The organism is Actinomadura sp. SCN-SB, from assembly GCF_043906805.1.
Taxonomy (GTDB): domain Bacteria; phylum Actinomycetota; class Actinomycetes; order Streptosporangiales; family Streptosporangiaceae; genus Spirillospora.
Genome location: NZ_JBIMPP010000002.1, coordinates 102,940 through 124,337, shown reverse-complemented (window position 1 = coordinate 124,337; position 21,398 = coordinate 102,940). Strand labels below are relative to the sequence as shown.

The following is a 21,398-nucleotide window of genomic DNA, read 5'->3' as shown; positions in this document are numbered from 1 at the left end:
GATGACCGCCGACGAGCGCTTCACCAAGACCTTCCGGGAGCTACAGCAGGAGCGGGCGGACGGCGTCAGCAGCGAGATCGTCACCGGTCCCGTCGAGGACTGGGCGAGCGACTTCTCCCATGTGGAGCCCGAGTGGGCCGCCGACCCGTACCCCATCCAGGACGACCTGCGGGAACGCTGCCCGATCGCGCACACCGACCGGTTCGGCGGCGGCTGGCTGCCCACCCGCTACAAGGACGTCGCGGCGATCGCCTACGACACCGAGCGGTTCTCCTCGCGCGCGATCATCGTGAGCAATGTCCGGCCGCCGCGGGAGACCGCGCCGGTGGGCGGGGTCCCGCCGATCTCGTCCGATCCGCCGTTCCACCGCGACGCGCGCCGGCTGCTGCTCCCGGCGTTCACCAAGTCGGCGGTGGGCAGGCTGGAGCCCGGCACCAGGGACTACTGCCACGCGCTCGTCGACGCGTTCGAGGGACGGGACGTCGTGGACGCCGCGCAGGACTACGCCCAGCACATCCCGGTACGGGTCATCGCGGACATGCTCGGCCTTCCCGAGGAGGACGGGCCGCGCTTCCGCGGGTTCGTCGAGAACGCGCTGGAAGCGATCAACCTGCCGCCCGACGACCGGCTGGCCAACATGGAGACGCTGTTCGACTACCTGCTCGCGCAGATCCGCGACCATGTCGACCGTCCCCGGGACGACCTCACCACGTACCTGATCAACGCCGAGCTGTACGGGCGCAAGCTGGAGCCCTTCCATGTCGCGGGGACGATGGCGCTGCTGCTCATCGCGGGGATCGACACGACGTGGAGCGCGATCGGCGCCTCGCTGTGGCATCTGGCCAAGACGCCGTCCGACCGCGAGCGGCTGGTCGCCGAGCCCGCGCTGCTGCCGACGGCGATGGAGGAGTTCCTGCGCGCCTACGCGCCGGTCACGATGGCGCGGCTGGTGAAGGAGGACATGCGCTGGAACGGCGTGGACATGAAGGCCGACGACTGGATCCTGCTGTCGTTCCCGGCCGCCAACCGGGACCCGGCGCAGTTCGACCGGGCGGGCGAGGTCGTCATCGACCGCGAGGTCAACCGGCACGCCGCGTTCGGCCTGGGCATCCACCGCTGCCTGGGCTCGCATCTGGCGCGCATGGAGCTGCGGGTCGCTCTGGAGGTGTGGCTGGAGCGGGTCCCCGAGTTCACCCTGGCGGACCCGGCCGCGGTGACCTGGTCGGCGGGGCAGGTCCGCGGGCCGCGCACCCTTCCCGTCCGCATCGCCTGAACGATCACCTGAACGCGCGCCAGACGGTGGGACGGCCGTGAGAGTGAGTCCGAACGGGAGGAGCCCCGCGTGTCCGACGTCGTCCGGTTGAGCGCCGTCACCCACCGGCAAGGGAACAACGCCGCCCTGGTGGACGGTGAGGTACGCCCGGCCGGCTTCGAGTTCGACTGGGTGGACGTGCCGGTACTGCCGCAGGCTTTCCGGAGGATGGTGCGGACGCTCGAATTCGACGTCTCCGAGATGGCGGTGACCACCTACCTGTGCGCCCGCGAGCACGGCGTCCGGTTCACCGCGCTTCCCGTCTTCCTGGTGCGCGGCTTCCACCACGGCGCGATCCTGCACAACACCAAGGCGGACATCGCCGGGCCGGGTGACCTGGCCGTCGAGGCGGCGCTGGCCGACCTGGAGCGGACCGGCCTCTACCCGATCAACCACCTGGTGGTGATCCGCGACGAGGTCCTGGACGCCCATCCCGGCGCCGCGGCGGCGATCTACGAGGCGTTCGTGGAGTCCAAGGACCGGTACGTCGCCACGCGACCGGCCTCCGAACCCGCCGGCCTGCCGTACCGCCGCGTCCACGACCTCACCGGCCGCGACCCCCTCCCGTACGGGATCGAGGCGAACCGCCCGATGCTGGAACGGCTGATGCGTCACGCGGTGGACCAGCGGATCCTCACCCGGCCGGTCCCCGTCGAGTCGCTGTTCGCCGCCGTCTGACCCGCCGTCGCGGTCAGGCGGGCTCGTCCGGGGGTGTCGCGCGCACGACGGCGGTCACGCGGTTGGCCACGGCCACGAGCGGTACGGCCACGGCGGCACCGGCGATGCCTCCGAGAAGGGTCCCGGCCGTGACCGCGACCAGGACCACGGCGGGGTGCAGGTCCAGCGCGCGCCCCTGGATCAGGGGTTGCAGCAGGTTCCCCTCGGCCTGCTGGACGACGATGACGGCGACGAGCACCAGGAGGGCGTCGCCGGGTCCGTTGGTGACGAACGCGACGAGCACCGCGGCGGCCCCCGCGACCGTCGCGCCGATGATCGGGACGAACGCGGCGATGAAGGTCAGCAGCGCCAGCGGCAGGGCCAGCGGGACGCCGATCAGGGCGAGCGCCACGCCGATGCCCACGGCGTCGACCAGGGCGATGACGACGATGCCGCGCACGTAGGAGACCAGCGTGCCCCATCCCGCCTCGGCGGCCTCGTCCAGCGCCCGCCGGAACCGGGCGGGGCACGCCCGCAGCGTCCACTGCCACATGGCCCGGCCGTCCTTCAGCATGAAGAACAGCAGCACGAAGGCGATGAGTATGGACGCGGCGACCTGCGCGGCGGCGGTGGCCCCGCCCACGGGATCGGGCGCCGCGGCGCGCGCCGCCCGCGCCAGGCCGCGGGTCATCGCGTCCACCTGCGCCTGGCTGATCGGGAACGGGCCGTTCAGCGCGAAGTCGCGCACCCTGCCCAGCCCCTCCTTCAGGCTGCGCTGGAGGTTCGGCAACTGGTCCATCGCGCGCTGGCCGATCAGCACGAGCGACCCGGTGATGGCCACCAGCAGGGCGAGCACCCCGGTCAGCGCCGCGATCCACGGCGGCACCCTCGCGCGCCGCAGCCGGTCGGACAGCGGGTGGACGAGCGCGGCCAGCAGCAGCGCCACCACGATGGCCAGGGTGAGCGGGGCCAGCCGGACGAGCATCTGGACCAGCAGGTAGACCGTCCCCGCGATGATCAGCACGCAGGCGGCGGCGAGCGCCGCGGTACGCAGCGGGGCGGGCACGGCGTCCCACCCCCGCGGATCCCTTCGGTCGGCGGCGGTCATCGTGCCGCACGTACCCGCCTGCGGTCATCGGAACCGACCGGCCCGCGGATCGGCGCCGCCACGGGCCGCCTCGGGGGGCGGGCCGACTCACTTCCCGGTGAGTTTGCGGCGGACGGCGTAGACGTACCCGGCGAGGCCCAAGCCCCCGGCGACCAGGAACACGACCCCGGCGACGGCCGTCCGGCGCTCAGCCGAGGGCGCGCAGGGACTGGCGGAGGGAACCGACCGTGGCGAAGACGGCGGTCGGTTCATAGCCGCAGTGGGCCATGCAGTTCGCGCAGCGGTCGTCGCGGCCACGGCCGTAGGAGTCCCAGTCGGTCTCCTCGACGAGCTCGCGGTAGGTCGCGGCGTAGCCGTCCGACATCAGGTAGCAGGGACGCTGCCAGCCGAAGATCGAGTAGGACGGGATCGCCCACGCCGTGCAACCGAAGTCGGCCTTGCCCTCCAGGAAGTCGAGGAAGAGCGGCGAGTGGTTGAGCCGCCACCGCTTCCGGTTGCCTCCCGCGAACGCCTTGGCGAACAGCTCGCGCGTCTCCCGTACGCCCAGGAAGTGGTCCTGGTCCGGCGCCCTCTCGTAGGCATAGCCCGGGGAGATCATCATCTGGTCGACGCCCAGGTCGTCGTTGAGGTAGTCGAGCACGTCGATGACGGTCTGCGGGGTGTCGGTGTTGAAGAACGTGGTGTTGGTGGTGACGCGGAAGCCGCGGCGGCGGCATTCCCGGACGGCGGCGACCGCCTGGTCGAACACGCCGTCCTTGCACACCGAGGCGTCGTGGCGCTCGCGCAGCCCGTCGATGTGCACCACCCAGGTGAAGTACCGCGACGGGGCGAACCGGTCGATCTTGCGCGGCAGCAGCAGCGCGTTGGTGCACAGGAAGACGTACTTCCGCATCTTGACGAGCGCCTCGGTCAGCTCCGCGATCCGCGGGTGCATCAGCGGCTCGCCTCCGGCGATCGACACCATCGGCGCGCCGCACTCGCGTATGGCCGAGACCGCCTGCTCGACCGGCATCCGCTGCTTCAGGACGCTCGCCGGGTGCTGGATCTTCCCGCACCCCGCGCAGGACAGGTTGCAGGCGAACAGCGGCTCCAGCTCCACCAGCAGCGGGAACCTCTTCTTGCGCAGGAGCTTGTTGCGCAGGATGTAGCCCCCGATGCGAAGACTCTGGCGGATCGGCATTCCCATTAGCCTCGTACCTCCTTGGCGGGCGGGAAGCGCGGATGTCCGGTGGACCGGGCGGCCCAGGCGGACATCAGCGGGACGGCCCTGCGCAGCCGGTGGAGCGCCAGCAGGGCCCGGTACGGCGTGCCGAGACTGGCCAGCGGCTTGTCGGGGGTGTCGACGATGGCGCGCAGCACCACGAAGGGACGGCCGTCCGCCCCCGACGCGAGGGGCGCCGACTCCATGTCCACGGCGAGCGCCCCGTCCACCGCGAGGCGCGACCGTTCCGCGCCGGTGACGATCCGGTCATGCGTGACCAGCGGAGCGCCCCACGCGGGCAGTCCCGCCTCGGTGAGCAAGGACAGCAGGTCAGGGGCCCAGGGGCACGGGACGCGCCGCTCGCCCGCCCGCACCTCGGTGGCCACGAACAGGTCCCCGGGACGCGGCCCGGTGGCGGTGAGACCACCGGCGAACCCCAGGACGGCCAGCGCGTCGAAGGCGGGAAGGCGAGGGACGGCCGCCGCGGCACGGCGCGGGCCCACGCCGACCCGCACCGTCGTCCGGCCCCGGCCGCGCACGGCCAGCGTCTCGATCCGCAGGGCGGTGCAGACGACCAGCCGGCTCATGGCACCTGACCTCCTAGGCACGGCAGCGGGCGGCCTGGACGGGCTGCGGGCACCGGCAGGAGCGCCCATCGCGCAGGGTCCCGGCTCCGTCGCTCAGGGTCCTCCTCCAATAGTGATCTCTTATCCCCTTCCGGTCCATGCCACTCCCCCGGCGGATCATCGGGGTTCTCCGAGGGCCTTCCGGACGGCCTGCCGTCGCCGGGCGTGTGCAGCAGGAACACCCCGCTGAAGACGATCAGGCCGGACCCGATCAGGACGGTCTGGACCGGGTCGAAGCCGAGCAGGATGACGTCGTGCCGTCTGAGCACGTCCGCCGCGACCCCCGCGAGCAGGGCGGCCAGGGCCAGCCCGGCACGGAGCGAGGCGTGGAAGGCGGTCAGCGCGAGGTTGCGCGCGTAGCCGCCGAGCCCCTCCTGGAGGTAGGTGAGCGTGCCGACGAGGGCGCTGGTGGCGGCGGCGCCGAACAGCACGGCCCCCAGGAACGCCAGGATCTCCGACCCGATCGCGCCCATCGCCGCGATCACCAGGCCCTGCGTCGCGATCGCCACCCGGATCTGCGTGGGGAGGGTGCCCGTCCAGTGCCTGCGCAGGATCAGCAGGCCCAGCACGGCGCCGACACCGAACATCGTCACCAGCAGCCCGAACCCGAACGGACCGGCGCGCAGGACGTTCCGGACGAACAGCACCCCGACCGAGAACAACGCCCCCAGCCCGAGCGCCACGACCGCCACCCCCGGCAGGATCCCGCGCACGACGGGGATCCGCAGCGCGGCGAGGAAGCCCTGGCTCGGCCTCGCGCGATGAGGGTGCCATCGCTCACCGCGCCGCCGTTCGCGGGCCGGGCGCCGCTCGGGCACCGGACGCCGCTCGCGGGCCGCGCCGTCCGCGGCGCCGGCGCGTTCGGCGCCGCCCATGCCGCCCTCGCCGTTCTCGTCGCCGTGGCGCGGGCCGAGGTCGGGGATGGAACGGATCGCCAGGTAGGACACCAGGTACGACAGCGCGTCCAGCCAGAACACCAGAACGTACACCCAGTGCCCGGCCACGCCGAGGGACCCGGCGAGCCAGGTCAGCAGTCCCAGCAGCCCGGCGCCCAGCGGGATCATGCCGTACTGCGTCCCGAGCGTGATGCCGTTGGCCAGTTCCAGCGTGCGCGGGTCGTGCCCGCCCTCGCGGTCCTCGATCAGGAGGGGCAGCGCCGCGTCCCGGGCGGGCAGGAAGGTCAGGCCGACGACCTCGATGGCGAAGGCCCACAGGTAGACCCACCACAAATGCGGAAGGACCGGCAGCGCGAAGGCCATCCCGGCGCGTATCAGGTCGGCGGTCATCATCACGTTGCGCCGCGGCCAGCCGGTCACCACGCGGGCGGCGAACGGCGCGCCCAGCGCCGAGGGGAGCAGCCGCAGGACGAGGACGCCGCCCACCGCGGTGGTGGAGCCGCTGAGCTCCAGGACGAGGTACAGCAGGGCCAGCGTGCCCATCCAGTCGCCCAGCGAGGAGACCGCCTGGCCGACCAGCAGGTGCCGGAAGTCTCGGCGGCCCAGAAGATCCCTGATCCCCATGCATCGCCCCCTGCCCTGCCTGCCCTGCCTGCCCTGCCCTGCCTACCTACTCCTGCCTACCCACCCCTGCCTGCCTCTGCCGCCGACCGAACTCCCCCGCACTACCTATTCCCGGCGATCACCAGATATGCCTGCCGACACTCCCGGCGAGGCGGCAGGAGACCCCTCGACGGCCTCGTTAAACTGCGACGATGACCGTGGACCCCGGCCGGATGGCGGGACGGGTGGCGCTCGTCACCGGCGCCTCGTCCGGGCTCGGCGCGGCGATCGCGACCGCGCTCGCCCGGTACGGCGCGCGGATGGTCGTGCACGGCCGGGACGAGGAGAGGCTCGCCGGCATCGCCCGCCTCACCGGCGGCACGCCGATCGCCGCCGACCTCGCCGACCCGGCGGCCGTCCGGGATCTGGCCGCGCGGGCGCTGGAACCCCACGGCCGTCTCGATGTGCTCGTCCATAACGCGGGCTTCGGCTGGGCCGGCCCTCTCACCGGCATGGATCCCAGCGAAACCGATCGGCTGCTGGCGGTCAACCTCGCGGCGCCGATCGCGCTGACCCGCGCGCTGCTGCCCGGGATGCTGGAACGCCGCTCGGGGCACCTGCTGTTCGTGTCGTCCATCGCCGGACGGCTGGGCGTCGCGGGGGAGGCGGTCTACGCCGCGTCCAAGGCGGGCCTGGACGTCTTCGCCGAGAGCCTGCGCCTGGAGCTGCACCGTACGGGGGTCACGGTCGGCGTGCTGGTGCCCGGCCTGGTCGACACCCCTTTCTTCGAGCGACGCGGGCGGCCCCACCCTCGGCGCGGGCCACGTCCCATCCCGCCGGAAAGGGTCGCGGACGCGGTGGCCAGAAGCGTCGCACGCGGATCGGCGGAGGTCCACCTGCCGCGCTGGCTGCGGCTGCCGGTCGCCGTCCGGGCCATCGCGCCGGGCACGTACCGCTCGCTGGCCGCCCGCTTCGGCGCCCGCGCCTGACCCCGCCCGGCACGGGCCTCACCAGCTCCCGCCTGTGCCTCAGCCGCCGCCGTGCCACTCCAGCAGCAGGACCGTGGCGTCGTCGTCCAGCCCTTCCTCGTGGTATTCGAGGATGTTGTGGACGAGGCGCCGGAGCGTTTCGGGCACCGGGAGCCCGTCGGCGTTGTGGCGGATGATGAAGTCGATGAAACGCTCCAGCCCGAACATCTCCCGCTCCGCGCTGCGCGTCTCGACGATGCCGTCCGTGTAGAGGATGACCCGGTCGCCCGGCTCGATCTGCTGATGGCACAGGGTGGGTTCGCCGCCGAGCCCCGTTCCCAGCGGGACGCTGGGCGGGCAGTCCAGGGTGCCGACCCAGCGCCCGCCGCGGATCACCACCGGCGCCGGATGCCCGAAGTTCGCCCATGACAGCCGGCCGGTCCGGGTGTCCAGATCGGCGATCAGCCCGGTGACATAACTTTCGCCGTCGAACTGCCCGTTCAGCACGGTCTCGATGGCCTCACCCGTCTCGACGGGGCCGGCACCCTCGATCCGGCTGTTGCGGGCGACCGCCACCGCCAGGTCGGCCATCAGCCCGGCCCCGGTGTCATGGCCCACCGCGTCGAAGATCGACAGATTGACGATGTCCCCGGCCAGGGCGTAGTCGAAGGCGTCCCCTCCCGGGGCGTAGGCGGGTTCCAGCGCCGCGCCGATCGTCAGGCGGTCGTTGGAGAAGTTGCGCGGCGGCATCAGCCGCCACTGCGTCTCGCCCCAGACAGACATGGGCTGGGTGCGGATCAGCTTGGCGTAGGCGTCGCTGAAGGGCCGCTTGCTGACGATCAGCAGCGCGGTCAGGTCCGCCAGCCGTGACAGCAGCCGCAGGGCGCCCTCACGGCCGGGGTCGACGCAGGCCCGCAGCACCCCGATCCGCTCGGCCCCGTTCAGCAGCGGGACCCACCACACGTCGAGGCCGCCGTCCGTGGAGTGGCCCCGCACGCTCTCGCCGTTCCGGAACGCCCGCCCGGCCAGCGTCCGCTCGACGCTCAGCTCCATCGGCTCGCCGTTCACCGGCGGCCCGGCCTCGTCCCGGCCGGTCATCAGATGCAGGCCGCGCTGTTGCAGGTCGACGACGTAGATCAGCACGTCGTGGAAGCCGGCGTGGCGCGCGTGCTCGGCCACCGCGGTCGGCACCTGAAGCATCGACATCAGGTGACTGGCCTCGACCAGATCACCCAGTAACCGTTCTCCGGCCTGCGCTGCCATCGGCTTCGCCCCTTGACCTGCCCATGCCCAGCATGATCTTACGGAAAACCTTCCGGCCAGGTGAGGGAGGCGGGGATCACCGTGCTGTGCTCACCGGACGATGGCGCGCAGCACCCCGGCGGCATCGGCGGGCCCGAACGTGGGCGGCCGGGGCCGGCCGCCCGGTCCCAGCCGCACCACGACCGTCCTCGACCCGGGATCGACCTGGACGAGCTGGTTGCCGAGCCCCAACGCCCAGAACACGCTGTCGGGCGCTCCGGGCGCGATGCTGTCCGCGCTCCGCCTGGCGCCGCCGTCGTCGCGGGCCCCGGTCGCGGCCAGCGGGCCGACGACCGTGCCCCGCTTGTTGAGCCACCACAGGTAGCCATAGGCGTCGTTGAGCTTCGTCGACGGCCGCCCGGTGGACGCCTTCACCCACTCGGCGGACACGATCCGCCTGCCTCCCCACTGGCCCTGGTTCAGCATGAGCTGCCCGAGGCGCGCGAGGTCACGGCAGGTCGACAGCATCCCCATGAACAGCTGCGGGTTGCCCGAGCGGTCCTTGGTGAGCATCGTGCGGGTCATCCCCAGCGGCTCGAACAGGCGGGTTCGCGCGAACGACATGGCGTCCTGCCCGGTGGCGCCTCGCAGCACCCGGTCCAGCGTCTGGATCGCCGCGTTGTTGTAGGCCCACACCGTGCCGGGCGGCCGCGCCTGCTTCAGGCCGATCGCATACGAGGTGCGGTCCCGGGCGAAGATCAGCCGCCCGTAGTCGCTGCCGGTGCTCCACTCGCGTCCCGAGGCGTTGCTCAGCAGATCGCGGACCGTCACCTTCTCGGACGGCGTGCCCTGCCACTCGGTGATCCATGTGGACGCGCGGTCGTCGATGCGGAGGGCCCCGTCGTCCTGGGCGATGCCGACCAGGAGGCTCGCGACCGACTTGGTCACCGAGAACACCTCCTGTCCGGCGTCCGGCCGTCCCTGCCGGAAGTACCACTCGCCCGCGAGCTTGCCGTCCCGCACCACCGCGAGGCAGTTGGACCGGCCCTTCTCGGCCTTGTCCGCGAGCCGGTCCAGCGCGGCGGCGTCGAGCCCCACGCTTCCCGGCGCGACCTTCTCCCAGTCCCATGCCTGCGGACGCTCGGACGGCGCGGCGTCCACAGGCGCGCGTCCCGTCACCGAACACCCGGTGGCGGCGACGACCACGAGCGCGAGGAACAGACCACCGGCCGGACGCATCACGCCGCCTCCCACCCTCGACCGACAACTCACCCCGATCCAACACCGGCGGGTGTTAGATCCGCATCAGTCAGTCGTCAGGACTCATCCCAGCCGGGTGAGGACGCCCGATTCGAGGACGATGACGACCCCGATGACGATGAAGACGGCGGGGACGAGCCATTCGCCGTAGCGCTCGACGAAGGCGATCATCCGCCGGTGGGAGCCGAGCCGGGACGCGGCCAGGCACCACAGCGCGACACCGGTCGCGAACACGGCGATCGTGACGGCGGTGGCGGCGGGGCCGATCGTGCGGAAGACCGGCGTGTAGACGGAGATGTTGTCGGCGCCGTTGGCGATCGTCAGCCCGGCGTCCGCCCGAGTTCCGCCACGCCCGAACCCTACCGGCGGCGCGGTCCGGGCGGTTCTAGCCGTGGACGGTGGGCAGTCCCGCGGACGCCCAGGCGCGGAAGCCGCCTTCCAGGTCGGTCGCGCGGTGCAGGCCCAGGTCCTGAAGGGACGCGGCGGCGAGGCTGGAGGTGTAGCCCTCGGAGCAGAACACGATCACCCTGAGGTCGTACCCGCCGACCTGCGGCAGGCGCGCGTCGCCGGCCGGGTCGAAGCGCCATTCGAGGACGTTGCGCTCCACGATGAGCGCGCCCGGGATCTCGCCCTCCTCGGCCCGTTGCGCGGCGGGCCGGATGTCGACGAGCAGCGCGCCGTCCCGGGCCTCGTCGTGGGCCTGCGCGGGCCCGATCCGGACGAGGCGGGCGCGCGCCTCGGCGAGGATCTCGTCGATGGAACGCGCGCCCTCGGGCCTCGCCACCGCTGCCGCCGCGCCTGCCGTCACCACTGCTCGGCCGTCTCGTGGGCGAGCGGGATCAGCTCACCGTCCGCGGAGAGCTCGTACCGGTTCATGGTGGTCAGCGGCGGCGAGTAGACGTGGACGCTCACCGCGGGCGCGGTCGAGACGTTCCGCACCTCGTGGATGTAATCGGCCCCGAACGCGCGGACCTGGCCGGGCGTCACCTCCCGGGTGTCGCCCAGGTCCCGCTCCTCCAGGGAGCCGAGCGCCACGGCGAACGCGCCGCGCGACCCTCCGTGGTCGTGCAGCCCGGTGCTCTGCCCCGGCAGCCAGCTGATCAGCCAGATCTCGTGGTCCTCGTCCCGGTGCAGCCGCTCGTACCAGCGTCCCTGCGGGCTCAGCCGGACGCGCGGCAGCCATTCGTCGGGGTCGGCGGCCAGGGCCGCGGCGGTCTCGGCGGGCGGCAGCGCGGCGGGCGCGGATGTCATGCTCATCGAAAGGGCCTTCCTCAGCTCGTCGTCTTACCTGGTCCTTGTCGGGTCAGGCGGGACGACACAGGTCGCTGGCCTGCCGCCGGAAGTCGACGTGCAGGCGTGACCACAGGGGAAGGCACAGCCGCATGTCGGCCAGGGTGCCACCGTTTTCCTAGTGAGTCAATCTGGAATACAGGGTTTTATCGAGGGCGTCGGCGGCGGCCTCGTCCGCCGGCAGGTAGGCCACGAGCCGCTGCTCCTCGTCCGTGCCCGGCAGGAGGAGGCTCTCATAGGCCAGGCTCAGCGTTCCGGCCTCCGGGTGCGTCCAGCGCTGGACGCCCGTCCAGGCGGGAAGCGCGGCGGCGGCCGTGTACCGGCGGCCGAACTCGTTGCCGACCGTGATGGACAGCTCGTCCGCGAGCGCCGCCGCCATCTCGTCGCCGAGGTCCGCCGCCGCCCGCAACGCGGCCGCGCGCTCGTCCGCCAGCCGCTCCCAGTCGGGGAACACCGTGCGGGCCCTCGGATGCTCGAACACGAAGCGGGCGAGGTTGGGCCGGTCGCCGTCCAGCAGGCCGGTCGGCTCCGCGAGCAGCCGGAACCCGTCCGTCCAGGCGAGCAGGTCGTCGCCGGCGTCCATGATCAGCGCGGGAGTGGGTTCGAGCCGGTCGAGCAGGGCTCGCACGGTGGGGCGCAGCTCGGGTCGCGCGGCCGCCTGCCGGCATGCGGCGCCGCTGCCCACCTTGACCAGGCGATACAGGTGAACGCGCTCGTCCGGGGTAAGGCCGAGCGCGTCGGCGAGCGCGCCCAGGACCTGGCCGGACGGATGCCGGTCGCGTCCCCGTTCCAGGCGCGTCAGGTACTCGACGCTGATCCCCGCCAGCTCGGCCAGCTCGCTCCGGCGCAGGCCGGGCGTCCGCCGCCGCGGCCCGTCCGGGAACCCGGCCTCGGACGGGGCGGTCGCCTCCCGCCTGGCCCGGAGGAACCCGCCCAACGCGTTGTCGGCCATGCCGCCGAGTCTAAGCGGGCGTCGCCGGTCCCTCCCGGGCTCGCCCCATCATGGGGGCCCTGGCAGGGCCTCCCTACCGCGAGCGGGCCGTTCCAGGCTGGAGCCGGTGACGGGTGAACGGCGCCCGTCCCCGGATTGGAGTGATTTTGCGATACCGGCTCTTCGGCCAGACCGGGCTGCGCGTTTCGGAGATCCTGCTCGGCACGATGGTCCTGGACGACGCGGACGAGGCCCGCCGCATCCTGGACGTCTACGCCGACGCGGGCGGCAACGTCCTCGACACCGCCTCGGCCTACGGCGACGGGGAGACCCTCCTGGGCTCGATCATCGAACGCCGCGACCGTTTCGTCATCGGCACCAAGTACACGCTGTCGCGCGACAGGTCCGACCCCAACGGCGCCGGGAACCACCGCAAGAACCTGACGCTCTCCCTGGAGCGAAGCCTGCGCCGGCTGCGGACGGACTACATCGACATCTACTGGGTGCACATCTGGGACCGGCACACCCCGATCGAAGAGACCATGCGCGCCCTGGACGACGCCGTCCGCGCCGGAAAGATCCTTTATATCGGCATCTCCGACGCGCCCGCCTGGATCGTCTCCCGCGCGAACACCCTCGCCGAATGGCGCGACTGGACGCCGTTCGCCGGGCTGCAAGTGCCCTACAACCTGCTGAGGCGCGACATCGAACGGGAACTGCTGCCCATGGCCGAGTCGTTCGGCATGAGCGTCGCCGCCTGGGCGCCCCTGGAACGCGGCATCCTGGCGGGCGCCACCGCGCCCAAGCGGAGCGACCCGGGCAAGCTCACCGAGCGCGAGCGCGCGGCGGCCCAGGCCGTCGCCAAGGTCGCCGGCGACCTGGGCGTCCGTCCCGCGCACGTCGCGCTCGCGTGGATGCGCGCCAAGTCCAGGGCGGTGCTGCCGCTCGTCGGCGTGAGCAGCGCCGAGCAGCTCACCGAGAACCTCGCGGCGATCGACGTCGCCCTCCCGCCCGACGCGGTCCGGCGGCTCGACGAGGCCGTGGAATTCGAGGCCGGATTCCCCAACGACTTCATCGCCGAATGCGAGCCGTCCCCCTTCGTGTTCGGCGACACCGCCACCCAGGTCGAGGGGCGCGTCCCGGCCTGACAAACCGCAGAGAAAAGCCGCCTGGACTGCACGGGGACGCTTGTTGGTGTTCGTGGCGTGTTAATCGGGCGCGACGTGGAATGGGGGCGCGTCGTCGGTGTGCTCGCGCGACGGGCAGCGGGGCCCTGGTGTTGCGCGGCGAGGCGGGGATCGGGAAGAGCTCGCTGCTCGCACGGGCCGTGACGGACGCCGAGACGCACGGGATGCTGATCGTCCGCGGGATGGGGGAGACCGAGCTGCCGTTCGGCGACGCGATGCCGCCCGGCCGGAGCGGGCCACCCGCCTCGCCGCCGAGGCCGCGACCCTGACCGCCGAGCCCGCCGGCGCCCACGTCGACTGACGATCACACAAGGTCGGCCAGGTTCCATCCGATCCCGCGTGAGGAATGATGCGGGGATGAGCTTGCCGATCCTGCTGACCGTCGATGATGATCCGTCGGTGTCCCGGGCCGTGGCCCGCGACCTGCGCCGCCGCTACGGGCGGGACTACCGGGTAATGCGGGCCACGTCCGGGGCCGACGCCCTGGACGCGCTGCGCGAGGTCAAACTGCGCGGCGACGCGGTCGCGGCGATCCTGGCCGACTACCGGATGCCGCAGATGAACGGCATCGAGTTCCTGGAGCAGGCCATGGACCTGTTCCCCCGGGCACGGCGGGCTTTGCTGACCGCCTACGCCGACACCGAGGCCGCCATCCAGGCGATCAACGTGGTGGACGTGGACCACTACCTGCTCAAGCCCTGGGACCCGCCGGAGGAGAAGCTGTATCCGGTGGTGGACGCGCTGGTGCAGTCCTGGGAGGAGACCCCGGACCGCCCCGTGGACGAGATCAAGGTCGTGGGGCACCGCTGGTCGCCGCGCTCGTACAAGGTGCGCGACTTCCTGGCCCGCAACGCCGTGCCGTACCGCTGGTACTCGGTGGACGAGCCGGACGGGCTGCGGCTGCTGGACGCGGCCGAGGCCGACCCCGACGACATCCCGGTGGTGATCCCGCCGAACGGGCGGGCGCTGGTCCGGCCGACCGGCGCCGAGATCGCCGCGGCGGCGGGGCTGTCCACCGACCCGGCCCGGGACCTCTACGACCTGGTCGTGGTCGGCGGCGGCCCGGCGGGGCTCGGCGCGTCGGTGTACGGGGCGTCGGAGGGGCTGCGCACCCTGCTGGTGGAGAAGCGGGCCATCGGCGGGCAGGCGGGCACGAGCACCAGGATCGAGAACTACCTGGGCTTCCCGGACGGTCTGTCGGGCTCGCAGCTCACCGGCCGGGCACGGCGGCAGGCCCGCAAGTTCGGCACGGAGATCCTCACCGCGCGCAGGGTGGTGGGGCTGGAGGCGCGGGGCTCGGCACGGATCCTCACCCTGGACGACGACACGGAGGTGACGGCGCACGCGGTGGTCATCGCCATAGGCGTGATGTACCGGGTGCTGGACGCGGCGGGCTGCGACGAGCTGACCGGCCGCGGCATCTACTACGGGTCGACGTTCACCGAGGTGGACGCGATCCGGGACGAGGACGTCTACATCATCGGCGGCGCCAACTCGGCGGGCCAGGCGGCCGTGTACCTCTCCCAGCGCGCCCGCTCGGTGACCCTGGTCGTGCGCGGCAAGGAACTGGGCCAGTCGATGTCGCACTACCTCATGGAGGAGATCCGCTCCATCGACAACATCAACGTGCGGCTGCGCACGACCGTGGTCGGCGCGCACGGCGACGAGCACCTGGAGGAGCTGACGCTCTGCGAGCAGGACGGCGGCCAGATCGAGCGGGTCCCGTGCCGGCACGCCTTCGTGTACATCGGCGCGACCCCGCACACCGAATGGCTGAGCGACACCCTGAGATGCGACCAGCACGGGTTCATCTGCACCGGGCCCAGCCTGCTGGCCGAAGGGGCCAGACCGCCGGGCTGGACGCTCGACCGCGACCCCTTCTACCTGGAGTCGTCCGTCCCGGGCGTGTTCGCCGCCGGGGACGTGCGGTCCCAGTCCGTCAAGCGAGTCGCCTCCGCCGTCGGCGAGGGCGCTATGGCGGTGGCGCTCATCCACCGCTATTTGGAGGAACGGTGAACGACCAGGAAGCGGTGAGGATAGACGAGCTGCGCACCAGGCCCGATGAGCTGCGGAAGCTGTTCCTGTTCGAGGCGCTGACCCCCGAACAGCTGGAATGGGTGGCCGCGCACGGAGAGGTGGAGAGGTACGCGCAGGGCGCCGCGGTGATCCGCGAGGGCGACCCGGCGACGTGCTTCTACGTCCTGCTGGAGGGGACGCTGCGGCTGACCCGGCAGGTGCGCGGCTCCGAGATCGAGATCAACCGCACCGGCCAGCGCGGCGTCTACACCGGCGCCACCCAGTTCGTCCTGGCCGAACGCCAACCCGACCAGCGCTACATGCAGACGGTGTACGCGCTGACCGACTGCGCGCTCTTCCAACTCCCCGCACGGGAACTGGGCGACCGGTTCCGCGAGTGGTTCCCGATGGCCACGCACCTGCTGGAGGGGCTGTTCGAGGGCGGCCGCAACATCCGGCAGATCGTGGAGCAGCGGGAGCGGCTGCTGGCGCTGGGCTCGCTGTCGGCGGCGCTCACCCACGAGCTGAACAACCCGGCCGCGGCGGCGGCGCGGGCCACGGCGTCGCTGCGCGAACGGGTCGCGGGCATGCGGCACAAGCTGGCGCTGCTCGCCAAGCACGACATCGACCCCAACCTGCTTGAGAAGCTGATCGACGTCCAGGAGGACCTGGTCAAGCGGGTCGCGGACGCGCCCCAGCTCAGCGCGGTGGAGTCCTCCGACCGGGAGGACGAGCTCACCGACTGGCTGGACGAGCACGGCATCGCCGAAGGCTGGGACATGGCGCCCTCCCTCGTCCCGGCCGGGATCACGGTGCGCGACCTGGACGGGATCGCGGAGAGCGTCGGCGACGCGTTCGTCAACACCGCCCTGCGCTGGCTGACCTACTCGCTGGAGACCGAGACGCTGATGGGGGAGATCGAGGACGCCACGTCCCGGATCTCCAACCTGCTGGCGGCGGCCCGGCAGTACTCCCAGATGGACCGGGCGCCCTACCAGCGCGTCGACGTCCACCAGGGCCTGGACTCCACCCTGGTCATGATGGCCAGGAAGATCGGGCCCGAGGTGCGCGTGGTCAAGGAGTACGACCGCTCGCTGCCGCCCATCCCGGCCTACCCCGGCGAGCTCAACCAGGTGTGGACGAACCTCATCGACAACGCCGTGTCCGCGATGGACCGCAAGGGCACGCTGACCGTGCGCACCACGGCCACCGAGGACGGCTGTGTCCAGGTCGAGATCGCCGACACCGGCGCCGGCATCCCGAAGGAGAACCTGGAGCGGATCTTCGAGCCGTTCTTCACCACCAAGCCGATGGGCGAGGGCACCGGTCTCGGCCTGGACATCTCCTACAAGATCGTGGTCAATCGCCACCACGGCGATCTCCGCGTCACCTCCCGGCCGGGCGACACCAGGTTCCAGGTCATCCTGCCGGTCCAGGAGCAGACCCGGGCGTCGGAGGGATGACCGGTCACGGGCACGCCGGGTAGAGCGGCCGGGTGCCGGTGTTCCGGACGGCGGGGTCGGTGAAGCGGCAGCCGTAGGCGGGGTCCGCCACGACACCGCGGGTCTTGACGTCGTCGCCCGGCGGGCGCACGCCGTACCGTTCCCAGCGGACGAGGTCGTCCCAGGCGTCGCCCGCCTCCTTCGGCGAGAACTCGCAGTGGCCCGCGGCGCGGATGGCGCGCTGCACGAGCAGCCCGGTGCGGCCGTGGCGGGCCACGTCGTCACGGTAGAGCTGCTCCATCGAGAACGGCACGAACAGGTCCCCCAGGTTGTGCAGGGACAGGACGGGCACGCTCAGCCGTCCCGAGATGCTCGGGTTCTCGGTCAGCCTCCGGGTGGCGCGCAACCCCGGCTCGGCGGGACGGACCCGCTGCACTGTCTTGTTGACGTTCACCGGCTTGTCCGGGACGTACCGGGTGCGAAGGTTCGTCGCGACCTGCTCGGGCTCCTGCGCCAGGGTGCCGTCGGGGACGCGCGGCGTGGCCAGCCCGAACAGGAAGCGGTACCAGTTCGCGAACGCGGCCGTGTCGCCGGGCCGCGGCCCGCCGCTCCGGTTGATCACGATCGAGCGGAACTGCTTGCCCAGCGCGTTGGTGGTGTCGGGGCCGGTCGGGGTGAGCCCGGTCAGTCCGAGCGCCGCCTGGATCTTCGGGACGACCACCGTCTGGTAGTCCGCCGGGACGGGGTAGGCGGGCAGGTCCGCCAGATCCTGCGCCACCACCTGGAAGTCGAGGAAGAAGTCGAACAGGCCGTGGTCGCCCATCACGCCGCACATCGGCATCGCGGCGTCGTAGTAGCCCGGGTACTCCTCGATCGACCGTCCCGTGATGTGGCCGCCCATCGACACGCCCACGATGAACCGCTTCTTCGGCTTGCCCACGAGATGCGCGAAACGGTCCGCGAGGTGCCGGGTGCTCAGCACACCGGCCTTCACGTCATAGTCGTTGGCGTAGTACGACGACGACGCCCACGCGTACCCCTGGCTCACCAGCTTCTGCCGTAACCCGAACGCGGGCGGCTCCGGGGACAGCACCCTGGTCTCGCCGACGAACCCGTGCGCCCACATCACGAGCTGCCCGTTCCACCGCGCCGGCACCTCGATGATGTACGCGGCATGCCCGGTCGTCCCCTGGAGCACGCGCGCCGGCCGGCCGTCGACGACCAGCGGGGCCAACGGCGGATTATTGATCGTGTACCCGGGGAGCGGCTGGTCGTCCGGTACGGGGTCGCGCGGCCTACCCTGGGCCGCCGCCGGCGCCGCGCCCGCGATGGCCAAGGTCAGGCCGCAGAGCACTGCCAGGCATCGCCTCGCCCTCCGCGCGTGATCCCGTCTTGGCCGGTGAACGGGACGGCTCATGGCCGTCACCTCCTTCTTGGGGGGTGGTGGTCGCCGCGCCGGACGGCGGCAGCCCGAGACGGCGTTTGAGAATCTTGCCGGTGGGGCCGGTCGGGAGCTCGTCCACGAACCAGACCTGCCGGGGGTACTTGTAGGCGGCGACGCGTTCCCTCACGAACGCGCGCAGCTCGTCCGGGCCGACCGGGGCGCGCACCGCCACGCACGCGGCGACCTCCTCGCCCAGCTCGGGATGCGCGACGCCGACCACGGCCGCCTGGCGGACGGCCGGATGCTCGTACAGCACCTCCTCGACCTCCCGCGGGTACACCGTGTAGCCACCGCGGATGATCACGTCGCGGCGCCGGTCGACCAGGAAGAAGAAGCCGTCCTCGTCCATTCGCCCCAGGTCGCCGGTGTGAAACCAGCCGTCCCTGACCGCGCCCGCGGTGGCCTCGGGGTCGTTCCAGTAGCCCTTCATGACGTTGGGGCCGCGCACCACGATCTCGCCGATCTCCCCGGCGGGCAGCTCGCAGCCGTTCTCGCCGACCACCTTCATCCGCACGTCCCTGATGGGCTGCCCGATCGAGCCGGGCCGCCGTCCCGCGCCGACCCGGTTGGTCGCGCTGACCGGCGAGGTCTCGCTCAGCCCGTAGCCCTCGATGATCTGCACGCCGAACCGCTCCTCGTACGCGCGCAGCACGTCCACCGGCATCGCCGCGCCGCCGCTCACGCACAGCCGCAGCAGCGACAGGTCCGACACGCCCGGCTGGTCGAGCAGCGCGATGTACATCGAGGGCACGCCCTGGAACACCGTCACCCCGTCCCGCCTGATCACCTCAAGGGCGCGCGACGCCTCGAAACGCGGCAGCAGCGTCAGCCGCCCTCCCGCGCAGATGGTGGCGTTCAGCGAACAGGTCTGCCCGAACGCGTGGTACAAGGGGAGCGCTCCCAGCACGACGTCGTCCACGCCGAGCGCGTGCATGTGAGCCACCGTGGCCGCGTTCCCCCCGAGGTTGGCGTGGGTCAGCTCGATGCCCTTGGCCCTGCCGGACGTCCCGGCGCTGTAAAGGATGACGGCGGTCTCGTCCCCGGACATGGGCGCGATGTCGTGCTCGGGCGCCACGCCGCGCAGCAACCGCTGGAACTCCTCGGGCACCACGAACAGGAAGTCGGCGCGGGTTCCGGCCGTGCCCGCCTCCACGGTCTCGGCGTACGCATGCCAGGCGATCACCAGCCGGGCCCCGCAGTCCCCCAGATACGCGGCGATCTCCCGGCGCTTCAGCAGCGGGTCGAGCGGGACGACCACCGCCCCGATCCGCAGCAGCCCGTAGTAGACCACCGCGAACTCGGGCACGTTCGGGAGCATCACGGCGATCCGGTCGCCGGGGCCGATGCCGCGGCGGCGCAGCAGCGCGCCCACCCTCGCGCTCATGACCTCCAGCGCCCGGTAGGTCAGCGCCGCCCGGTCCAGCGTGAGGGCGGTCTTGCCGCCGAGCCGCCCGGCGGCGACGCGCAACCGGTCAGCGAGGTTCATGGCTGTTGTCGTGTGGGGGGGCGACCCCCCACACCCCCCGGGGACGCGGCGGCCGCGTCCCTCCGCTCGCAGAACTCGCTCCAGGCCACGGCCTCTTCGCCGCGGTCAGGGGCTCCGCCCCCAACACCCCCGGCAAGGGGCTCCGCCCCCTGCACCCCCGTCCGGGGGCTACGCCCCCCGCGCCCCCGGTCACCACTGGGATCTGGGGCTCATTTCGCTGGGTCATGATGCGACGTTATGTCGGCCGTCCCATGGCTCTCATTGGTCGCGGAAACCAGTCTTTGCCGCGCGGAGTTGGTCCCAGGGGCGGTCCCGGGGGGTAGGGCGTCCTGGAGGGCTATCGCCACCAGCAGGTCGACCAGGTCGGTGATGTGCCGCAGGTTGCGGCCGGTGCGCTCCTGGATGCGGCGCAGCCGGTACTGGGCGGTGTTGTGGTGGATCTGCAACCGCTCGGCCGCGGCGCGCAGATTGAGGTCGGCGGACGCGAACGCCCTGATGGTGGCGGTGAGCACGCCGCCGCGGGCCCGGTCCTCGGCCAGCAGCCCGGTGATGCGGGGATCCACGAGGTGGCGCGCGGTGTCGTCGGCGCGCATCGCCATGTACTCGAACGGGCTGATGCGGGGCAGCGCCGCCACCCCGCCGTCCTCCGGCAGGAACTCCAGCACCGCCCGCGCCTCGTGGTAGGCGCGGGGGATCTCCTCCACGCCCTCGACCACGGTGCTGATCCCCACGGCCAGCGCGATCCCCTCGGCCAGCAGGTTCGCCTGGACCTCCTGGAACCGGTCGCACAGCTCCTCGGGGTCGCCACCCGGGCCCAGCGCGGGCACCGCGACGATCTCCGACTGGCGGACCACCGACAGGGTCCGGCGCCCGTTCACACCGGTGCGGGCGATCGCCGCGCACGCCGCGTGCCGCGCGTCCGCGCCGCATCCCGGCAAGGCGCTGGGACGGGACATCGCCGCCGTACCGTCCTGGCCGACCAGGACGGCGCTCACCACCATCAGCGGCGCGCGGGGGTCGGTGACCAGGCCGTGCGCGTGCGCGGCGGCGAGCTGCGGCCCGCGGGTCGGCATTTCACCGGCCAGCAGCACCTCCACCAGGTCACGGCTCTCCCGTACCGCCTCGGCCGCCGCGTACTGCTGGAACTCCATGTACGCGTTGGCGGCGTGCGTGCTGGCGAAGTCGCAGTACCGCATCAGTGGCCCCGCCAGCGTGAGCGCCGCCTCGTGCCCCGCGTATGACCCGCCCGCGTGAGCGAGCACCGCCTCCCAGAACACCTGCTGCCCCACGCGGAAGGCGTTGATGTAGTCGGCCAGCGCGAACCCCGCCTGGGCGCGGCGCATCGACGCGCGCCGGCTGAACGCGATGTCCTCGAAGGTCACCGTGCGCTCTTCGAGGAAGATGGCCAGCTTGGTGCGGTAGTGGCGGCGCACCTGCTCCAGCACGTCGGCGTGGAAGCCGGCGTCCTGCGCCTCGTACGCGGGGATCTCCGTGCACATCACGGCGAGCGCCCGTTCCGCCAGTTCGTCGACTCGATCGAGGAGTTCGGCAAGGATCCGTGAGCGTTCGGCACGGACCGTGTCCGCACCGGTGAGCGTTCCCGTGCTGAAGCCACCGGACATGCCCGGATGATCCACGTCACAGAGCGGGGCGTCAACGGTCCGTGACACGTCCGAGACGCGGCCTGTTCTCTGCGGACAACTCGCCGGTCCCATCTTGGGTTCTCGTG

Annotated in this window: 20 protein-coding genes; 7 read left to right on the top strand and 13 right to left on the bottom strand. The window is 72.2% G+C overall.

The window, feature by feature from the left end; translation table 11 throughout:
• Position 1 precedes the first annotated feature (1 nt).
• Together ACGWYJ_RS01885 and ACGWYJ_RS01880 are read left to right on the top strand one after the other, a co-directional pair.
• Positions 2-1,273, top strand: a complete 1,272-nt coding sequence (locus ACGWYJ_RS01885; protein WP_395103718.1) for a cytochrome P450 — start codon at positions 2-4, stop codon at positions 1,271-1,273.
• A gap of 69 nt (positions 1,274-1,342) precedes the next feature.
• Positions 1,343-1,990, top strand: coding sequence for a hypothetical protein (locus ACGWYJ_RS01880; RefSeq protein ID WP_395103717.1), 648 nt, complete (start codon positions 1,343-1,345; stop codon positions 1,988-1,990).
• Between the two features lie 13 nt (positions 1,991-2,003).
• Here the strand turns inward: ACGWYJ_RS01880 and ACGWYJ_RS01875 are convergent, their stop codons facing one another.
• From ACGWYJ_RS01875 to ACGWYJ_RS01860, 4 genes are all read right to left on the bottom strand, one after another.
• Positions 2,004-3,035 carry an AI-2E family transporter gene (locus ACGWYJ_RS01875; protein WP_395103716.1) on the bottom strand — a complete coding sequence of 344 codons (1,032 nt, stop codon included), beginning with the start codon at positions 3,033-3,035 and terminating at the stop codon, positions 2,004-2,006.
• 229 nt (positions 3,036-3,264) lie between these two features.
• Entirely contained in the window at positions 3,265-4,263 is a 999-nt protein-coding gene (hpnH, locus tag ACGWYJ_RS01870; protein ID WP_395103715.1) for an adenosyl-hopene transferase HpnH, read from the bottom strand.
• Positions 4,263-4,865, bottom strand: a complete 603-nt coding sequence (locus tag ACGWYJ_RS01865; protein ID WP_395103713.1) for a hypothetical protein — start codon at positions 4,863-4,865, stop codon at positions 4,263-4,265. Before ACGWYJ_RS01865 ends, hpnH begins: the two co-directional genes overlap by 1 nt.
• Positions 4,862-6,424 (bottom strand): MFS transporter, encoded by a 1,563-nt coding sequence (locus ACGWYJ_RS01860; RefSeq protein WP_395103712.1) that lies wholly within the window; start codon positions 6,422-6,424, stop codon positions 4,862-4,864. The genes ACGWYJ_RS01865 and ACGWYJ_RS01860 overlap by 4 nt, the downstream gene beginning before the upstream one ends.
• Positions 6,425-6,615: 191 nt before the next feature.
• On the opposite strand from ACGWYJ_RS01860, the gene ACGWYJ_RS01855 reads away from it, so the two are divergent.
• Positions 6,616-7,392 carry an SDR family NAD(P)-dependent oxidoreductase gene (locus tag ACGWYJ_RS01855; RefSeq protein WP_395103711.1) on the top strand — a complete coding sequence of 259 codons (777 nt, stop codon included), beginning with the start codon at positions 6,616-6,618 and terminating at the stop codon, positions 7,390-7,392.
• 39 nt (positions 7,393-7,431) lie between these two features.
• Here the strand turns inward: ACGWYJ_RS01855 and ACGWYJ_RS01850 are convergent, their stop codons facing one another.
• The 6 genes from ACGWYJ_RS01850 to ACGWYJ_RS01825 form a co-directional block, all read right to left on the bottom strand.
• Positions 7,432-8,634 carry a PP2C family protein-serine/threonine phosphatase gene (locus ACGWYJ_RS01850; protein WP_395103710.1) on the bottom strand — a complete coding sequence of 401 codons (1,203 nt, stop codon included), beginning with the start codon at positions 8,632-8,634 and terminating at the stop codon, positions 7,432-7,434.
• Positions 8,635-8,724: 90 nt separating this feature from the next.
• Positions 8,725-9,852 (bottom strand): serine hydrolase domain-containing protein, encoded by a 1,128-nt coding sequence (locus ACGWYJ_RS01845; RefSeq protein WP_395103842.1) that lies wholly within the window; start codon positions 9,850-9,852, stop codon positions 8,725-8,727.
• 84 nt (positions 9,853-9,936) lie between these two features.
• Complete coding sequence (locus tag ACGWYJ_RS01840) at positions 9,937-10,191, bottom strand: cadmium resistance transporter (RefSeq protein WP_395103841.1); 255 nt, start codon at positions 10,189-10,191, stop codon at positions 9,937-9,939.
• A 67-nt stretch (positions 10,192-10,258) separates the two neighbouring features.
• Positions 10,259-10,657, bottom strand: coding sequence for a rhodanese-like domain-containing protein (locus ACGWYJ_RS01835; protein ID WP_395103709.1), 399 nt, complete (start codon positions 10,655-10,657; stop codon positions 10,259-10,261).
• Positions 10,658-10,677: 20 nt separating this feature from the next.
• On the bottom strand, positions 10,678-11,130 hold the full coding sequence (locus ACGWYJ_RS01830) for a cysteine dioxygenase (protein ID WP_395103708.1): 453 nt from the start codon (positions 11,128-11,130) through the stop codon (positions 10,678-10,680).
• Between the two features lie 151 nt (positions 11,131-11,281).
• Positions 11,282-12,115, bottom strand: coding sequence for a helix-turn-helix domain-containing protein (locus tag ACGWYJ_RS01825; protein ID WP_395103707.1), 834 nt, complete (start codon positions 12,113-12,115; stop codon positions 11,282-11,284).
• Positions 12,116-12,255: 140 nt separating this feature from the next.
• Between ACGWYJ_RS01825 and ACGWYJ_RS01820 the strand changes: the two genes are divergently transcribed.
• The 4 genes from ACGWYJ_RS01820 to ACGWYJ_RS01805 all read left to right on the top strand — a co-directional run bounded on the left by ACGWYJ_RS01820 (position 12,256) and on the right by ACGWYJ_RS01805 (position 16,760).
• On the top strand, positions 12,256-13,242 hold the full coding sequence (locus ACGWYJ_RS01820; protein ID WP_395103706.1) for an aldo/keto reductase: 987 nt from the start codon (positions 12,256-12,258) through the stop codon (positions 13,240-13,242).
• Between the two features lie 128 nt (positions 13,243-13,370).
• Positions 13,371-13,550 (top strand): hypothetical protein, encoded by a 180-nt coding sequence (locus ACGWYJ_RS01815; protein ID WP_395103705.1) that lies wholly within the window; start codon positions 13,371-13,373, stop codon positions 13,548-13,550.
• Between the two features lie 88 nt (positions 13,551-13,638).
• Entirely contained in the window at positions 13,639-15,297 is a 1,659-nt protein-coding gene (locus tag ACGWYJ_RS01810; RefSeq protein ID WP_395103704.1) for an FAD-dependent oxidoreductase, read from the top strand.
• On the top strand, positions 15,294-16,760 hold the full coding sequence (locus tag ACGWYJ_RS01805; RefSeq protein ID WP_395103703.1) for an ATP-binding protein: 1,467 nt from the start codon (positions 15,294-15,296) through the stop codon (positions 16,758-16,760). The genes ACGWYJ_RS01810 and ACGWYJ_RS01805 overlap by 4 nt, the downstream gene beginning before the upstream one ends.
• Before the next feature lie 4 nt (positions 16,761-16,764).
• Here the strand turns inward: ACGWYJ_RS01805 and ACGWYJ_RS01800 are convergent, their stop codons facing one another.
• From ACGWYJ_RS01800 to ACGWYJ_RS01790, 3 genes are all read right to left on the bottom strand, one after another.
• Positions 16,765-17,973 carry an alpha/beta hydrolase family protein gene (locus ACGWYJ_RS01800; RefSeq protein ID WP_395103702.1) on the bottom strand — a complete coding sequence of 403 codons (1,209 nt, stop codon included), beginning with the start codon at positions 17,971-17,973 and terminating at the stop codon, positions 16,765-16,767.
• A 61-nt stretch (positions 17,974-18,034) separates the two neighbouring features.
• Entirely contained in the window at positions 18,035-19,669 is a 1,635-nt protein-coding gene (locus ACGWYJ_RS01795; RefSeq protein ID WP_395103701.1) for a long-chain fatty acid--CoA ligase, read from the bottom strand.
• A 209-nt stretch (positions 19,670-19,878) separates the two neighbouring features.
• On the bottom strand, positions 19,879-21,291 hold the full coding sequence (locus tag ACGWYJ_RS01790) for a PucR family transcriptional regulator (RefSeq protein ID WP_395103700.1): 1,413 nt from the start codon (positions 21,289-21,291) through the stop codon (positions 19,879-19,881).
• Between the last annotated feature and the right edge of the window lie 107 nt (positions 21,292-21,398).